The sequence below is a fragment of the Candidatus Thiothrix phosphatis genome (assembly GCF_035668035.1).
Lineage (GTDB): Bacteria > Pseudomonadota > Gammaproteobacteria > Thiotrichales > Thiotrichaceae > Thiothrix > Thiothrix phosphatis.
Genome location: NZ_JAYMYJ010000009.1, coordinates 1 through 4,712, shown reverse-complemented (window position 1 = coordinate 4,712; position 4,712 = coordinate 1). Strand labels below are relative to the sequence as shown.

Below are 4,712 nucleotides of genomic sequence, written 5' to 3'. Positions count from 1 at the left end.
CAAAACAGGGGCTAAATGTGCTTAAGAGGGTGTCCGGTTTTACTTGACCAGAACATTTTCCTCCGTGCCGTGAAAGACGGACACGCCAGCATCAACCCGAAATACACAACCCCTAAATGTGGCTTACCCAAATACTTGTGGAGCAAATGAACATGGAACAGCAGAAACAAAACCAGCGGATTGCCTATTGGGCAGATGGCTTTCACCTTCCCGAAGAGTCAGCAAGGCTATGTGCGGAAATCGGCGCATTCAGCCCTGATTATCAGGTTGTTGAACTCCCGGCTGATGCTGACCCGGCATTGATCGACAAGGAAGTGTTGCTGCTGGTGCAGGCCGCCACCTGACAGCCTACAACCTTCACCAGGAAGCCGGGGCAAGTTCCCGGCTTTTTTTTGTCAATGCAGGCAGGGTAGGATAGGGGCGTGTCCAATCCTAGCAAGCAAATTGCGTGACTAAAGAAGAGTGAAAAACAACCAAAATGAAAAAGGGCTGCACCCGAAAGAATGCAACCCTTTGATATACATGGTGGCTATGACTTCACTACCATAGAAATCCTTAACTATTGACTTCTAAGATATTTTTAGAAGCTTCATTCAGTGCATACAAACGAATATACCAACACTTTAATAACGGTTCTAGCTTTCTGCCCTGCCCCGCAAACCGTAGCAATTGCCACTGCTACACTTGCTACAGTTGCTACACTTCGCCGCCATCAATCCATAACCTAATGATTAGTAAGGATTCTAGCTTTCTGCCCTGCCCCGCAAACCGTAGCAATTGCCACTGCTACACTTGCTACAGTTGCTACACTTCGCCGCCATCAATCCATAACCTAATGATTAGTAAGGATTCTAGCTTTCTGCCCTGCCCCGCAAACCGTAGCAATTGCCACTGCTACACTTGCTACAGTTGCTACACTTCGCCGCCTGCATTTCATAACCTACTGATTAATAACGGTTCTGGCTTTCTGCCCTGCCCCGCAAACCGTAGCAATTGCCACTGCTACAGTTGCTACAGTTGCTACACTTCGCCGCCATCAATCCATAACCTAATGATTAATAACGGTTCTGGCTTTCTGCCCTGCCCCACAAACCGTAGCAATTGCCACTGCTACACTTGCTACACTTCCACCAGACGAAAAAAAACCGGGTTGCCCCGGCTTTCTGGTTCCTCTGCACAAGGCAGGCTTCCGCCTACCCCGCCAACAATTGCGGGTTGACCTCTATCCGCTCCTTCCTGCCTTCGGCAATGATCCTCACCCGGTTATGCTCCACCAGCGTATCCAGCGCCCTGTCCAGTTCCTGAATGCTGCGCAGGCGGTTGGGGGCAAGCTGGCGGGCTTCACGCTTGCCTATGCCATCAGTGTGGCGGTCTTTGCAGTAACGGGTCAGCCAGCCATCCAGCTTCAGGGCGTTGGAAATGTCAACCGGCACGGCGATTTCATCAAAAAAGCGTTTTGCCTCGTACAAGTGCCAACCCGCCAGATTCGCCGCTGCGCCCATGGCGTCAGGTTGGATGGCGTCGTGAATGTCGCCACCGTTGAACAAGTGAAACAGGCCAGCCAGACGCGCCGCGTTGTCCGCCGACTTGCTGGCGATGTCCTTGTGTTGCTCAAACCTGCCGCCCGCGTTGAGTTCATCTTCAATGCTGTTGAAGTAATCCAGCCAGATTTCCAGCGCCGCACGGGAGAATTTAAGGGTGGGCAGGCTTTCCAGCTTGCCGCCCTGCCCGTTCACATACTGCCGTTCCAGCACTTCATGCAGTTTGGCGTAGAACAGGCTCAGGCCGTTTTTGCCGGGTGCGCTGGTAAGTTCTTCCAGGGTCAGTTGGCGTTTGCCCTGGGTGGATTCCGGCCATGCCAGCAGGAAGCGCGCCGCAAAGCCCGATCCGCGTGCCAGCTCGCCGTTGTTGTCGTAAAAGTCGTGGATCACATTGGGTTGCACCGCCAACCCCATGGACAAACGCACGTCCCTCACTTCAAAGCTGCCGCCATCGCCGCGCCGGTCTATGGATGTGCGCCCACCTTCCCATGCGGTGTTGTAAAAAGCCAGACTGCGGGTGATGTTGTCGGCCTTCATGCCATAGCCGCCAAAGACTATCCCGGCTTCGCTGGACAGCACGCCAGCCGATGGCCACAAGTGCACCAGCTTATGCGCCAGTGATTCGGTGGTGGTGTCGGTGTATTTCATCTTGGGGGAATGGATGCCAGCCGGTTTTGACTGTTCCAGGCGTATCAGTTGCTCGGTCAGTTCGCCGGTGTCTTCCTGTTTGCGCCCTGCCTGCTTGATGGCTTCCTTGATGCCTTCCAGTTCCTTTTCCCATGAAGTGATGACCGCCCGGCTGCGGATCACGTCCTGTTCCCTTTCCTGCTGTTTGTTGAGCGCCCATGTTTCCAGCACGTCGGAAAAGAAGCTGTCCGCCGTGGTTTTGCGTTCGCCGGATTCGCCTATGGACAACGTGTAGAGGCTCAGGGGACTGGGTTTGATCCTGCTGTTGGCCTGTACATTGGCGACGCCCTGCCCGGCTATGGCCAGCACCGACAAGGCAGAACTGGCGGCCAGTGCCGGTGGGCATTTCACATCCGCCACCACTTCACGGATTGCGCCGCCAATGATGCCGGGGAGTGCCGACAGCGGGTACTTGGCACCCTGCCCGCCCATGAGCAGGCTTTCGGGTTGTTCCCAACCGTCCGCTGTTGGCTTTTCGGTGCGCACAAAACCATTCACAACCGACAAGGCAGGCTTGCCGGTTGGGATATTGTGGGTAGTCGGTGTGTTCATACGTTGGGTTCCTTGTGTGCGTTGCTTCGCAGCAATGCAGTCAAATCGTTGAAATCGGAGAGGTTCAGCGGCGCGCCCTCGGGAAATTCCGGCACGATCAGGCCAACGCCCGGCAGGTTTGCGCAAGCGGCGCGCGCCTTGTCCAGGCCAACCCCGTATCCCTTGCTGGCGGGGTTGCGGTCATTGTCCGCGCAAATGGTCAGGGGGATATGGGGAAAGCGTTCACGGTAGGCGGACGCCACAGGTTGCAGGTTGCCAGCATCAAACGCCACCAGCACAGGCAGGCCATAGGCTTCATGCAGGCTTGCGCCGGTGGCGTAGCCCTCGCAGAGGTAAACGCCCTGCGGGTGGGTGATGGACGCCCCAATCAGGCAGAACAGGCCGCGCTTGGGCGTTCCGGCCAGGAAGCGTTTGATGCCATCCGGCCTGATGGTTTGCAGGCCGTGCAACATGCCGTCCAGGTCACAGAGTGGCAACAGCAGGCTGTTGCGGTGCTGGCGGGCACCATAAGCCCCTACCCCTTTGCGCAGCAAATAAGGGTGCGTAGGGTCAGCAGGTCTGGCCGCATTCCACAAACTGGCGGCCACTTGCCGGGCGTTGTCCGCCCTGGCCTGATGCTCCTGCTTCTGCCGGGCGCGTTCTGCTGTGATGGCCTTGTGCAGTTCCCGCCACTCGTGGCCGGACAACCGCCAGGAACCCTTGGCGCTGTGCCATGTCTGCCTGATGCCGGTACGCCAGCAGCCAAACACTCCCGCCGCATAATCACCATGCAGGTGCAGCACATACCAACCGGATAAATCGCCGGATTTTCCATTACTGGAAAAGCGCTCCAATTTGCCGGATGGTTTTATGACATTTGGGGCATGGCCAATATTTTCTATTATGGATTGACGGAAATTTGTAAAAAACTCCTGTGCTGTTGTTGGCAACCTTTCAGCTTGTGGCCTATAATTGCGGTTCAAATCGTTGAATTTAACGCCTCTGGTGTTTGCAGCATCAGGGGCTTTTCTTTTGCTGTTGTCCATAAACTTATCCTTCGCGTGAAGCTTCCCACGCCTTGATTTCAGATTCTAACCAGCGCCGCATGTTTGCGCCGTATTTTTTGCCCCAAGGAAAAGTTCCTGCCCGCCGCCAACGGTTGATGCTGCTGCGGCTTGCCCCAACCCTCATTACGACCTCATGCATATCCAGCGCCCTGTCCTCGGGTTGGGTTTCAGGCTTTTTCTGCCTTAATTTTTGTTTCCATTCTTCAAAATTGAATGTCTGTATTTTCGCGGGTCTTTCCATTTTAAAAGCTCCATCATGTTTTAAAGGTGGGCAGGGTTTTAAATCCCCTGCCCTGTTGGTTTATAAATCAGGCCGTCAGTAAATATTTAGGCTGCCGGTTGCCGGGTTGATATTTCGGGTTTGCTTTCAGGACGCCATCATTGGCGGCGCGTTCCTGCCAAACATTCCAAATGCGTTCCATTTCCTGAACGGACAGCACGGTTTTATCGCCATGCGTGAAAGTCGACTGGCTGATGAAACGTTTTGCATCACGCGCTCCCTGGGTGATTGCCTTGATGGATACCTGACTAAGCCACTCAGGATATAAGTCAGCTTCCAACGCCTTGGCCGCCGCTGTCAGCTCTGGCTGTCCTGACTGTCCGTGGACAGTGTTTTGCTGTCCTGCTGTCTGGCTGTCCTGCTGTCCGTGGACAGTGGTTACTGGCTGTCTGGCGCTGTCCTGCTGTCCGTGGACAGTGTTTTGCTGTCCTGCTGTCTGGCTGTCCTGCTGTCCGTGGACAGCAGCAGGGCGGGTGTGCGCCCAGTTGATGGCCAGCTTGTCGGCAATGCGGTTGAGCACCGCGTCACCCAAAGGGGCAGGGTTGGGCATGGCCGCAAAACTGTCGAACACCGCCGCCCGGATCGTCTCAGGGCTGTTTGCTCCAC

General features: G+C 55.3%; 4 protein-coding genes and 1 pseudogene. 1 reads left to right on the top strand and 4 read right to left on the bottom strand.

The window, feature by feature from the left end; genetic code table 11:
- Positions 1–152: 152 nt before the first annotated feature.
- Positions 153–344, top strand: a complete 192-nt coding sequence (locus VSS37_RS00840; RefSeq protein WP_324692705.1) for a hypothetical protein — start codon at positions 153–155, stop codon at positions 342–344.
- Positions 345–1,193: 849 nt separating this feature from the next.
- On the opposite strand, the gene VSS37_RS00835 is transcribed toward VSS37_RS00840, so the two are convergent.
- The 4 genes and pseudogenes from VSS37_RS00835 to VSS37_RS00825 all read right to left on the bottom strand — a co-directional run.
- Positions 1,194–2,780, bottom strand: a complete 1,587-nt coding sequence (locus VSS37_RS00835; protein WP_324692704.1) for a YfjI family protein — start codon at positions 2,778–2,780, stop codon at positions 1,194–1,196.
- Entirely contained in the window at positions 2,777–3,613 is an 837-nt protein-coding gene (locus VSS37_RS00830) for a toprim domain-containing protein (protein ID WP_324692703.1), read from the bottom strand. The genes VSS37_RS00835 and VSS37_RS00830 overlap by 4 nt, the downstream gene beginning before the upstream one ends.
- A gap of 196 nt (positions 3,614–3,809) precedes the next feature.
- The gene (locus VSS37_RS21760; RefSeq protein ID WP_375339111.1) at positions 3,810–3,965 is read right to left on the bottom strand and encodes a helix-turn-helix transcriptional regulator; all 156 of its coding nucleotides are present in this window, start codon (positions 3,963–3,965) and stop codon (positions 3,810–3,812) included.
- Between the two features lie 169 nt (positions 3,966–4,134).
- A pseudogene (locus VSS37_RS00825) lies at positions 4,135–4,712 on the bottom strand (hypothetical protein); the annotation flags it as partial.

Excerpts from the sequence above, each read along its gene's own strand:
- VSS37_RS00840 (WP_324692705.1), top strand. The coding sequence starts at position 153 with ATGGAACAGCAGAAACAAAACCAGCGGATTGCCTATTGGGCAGATGGC.
- VSS37_RS00835 (WP_324692704.1), bottom strand. The coding sequence starts at position 2,780 with ATGAACACACCGACTACCCACAATATCCCAACCGGCAAGCCTGCCTTG.
- VSS37_RS21760 (WP_375339111.1), bottom strand. The coding sequence starts at position 3,965 with ATGCATGAGGTCGTAATGAGGGTTGGGGCAAGCCGCAGCAGCATCAAC.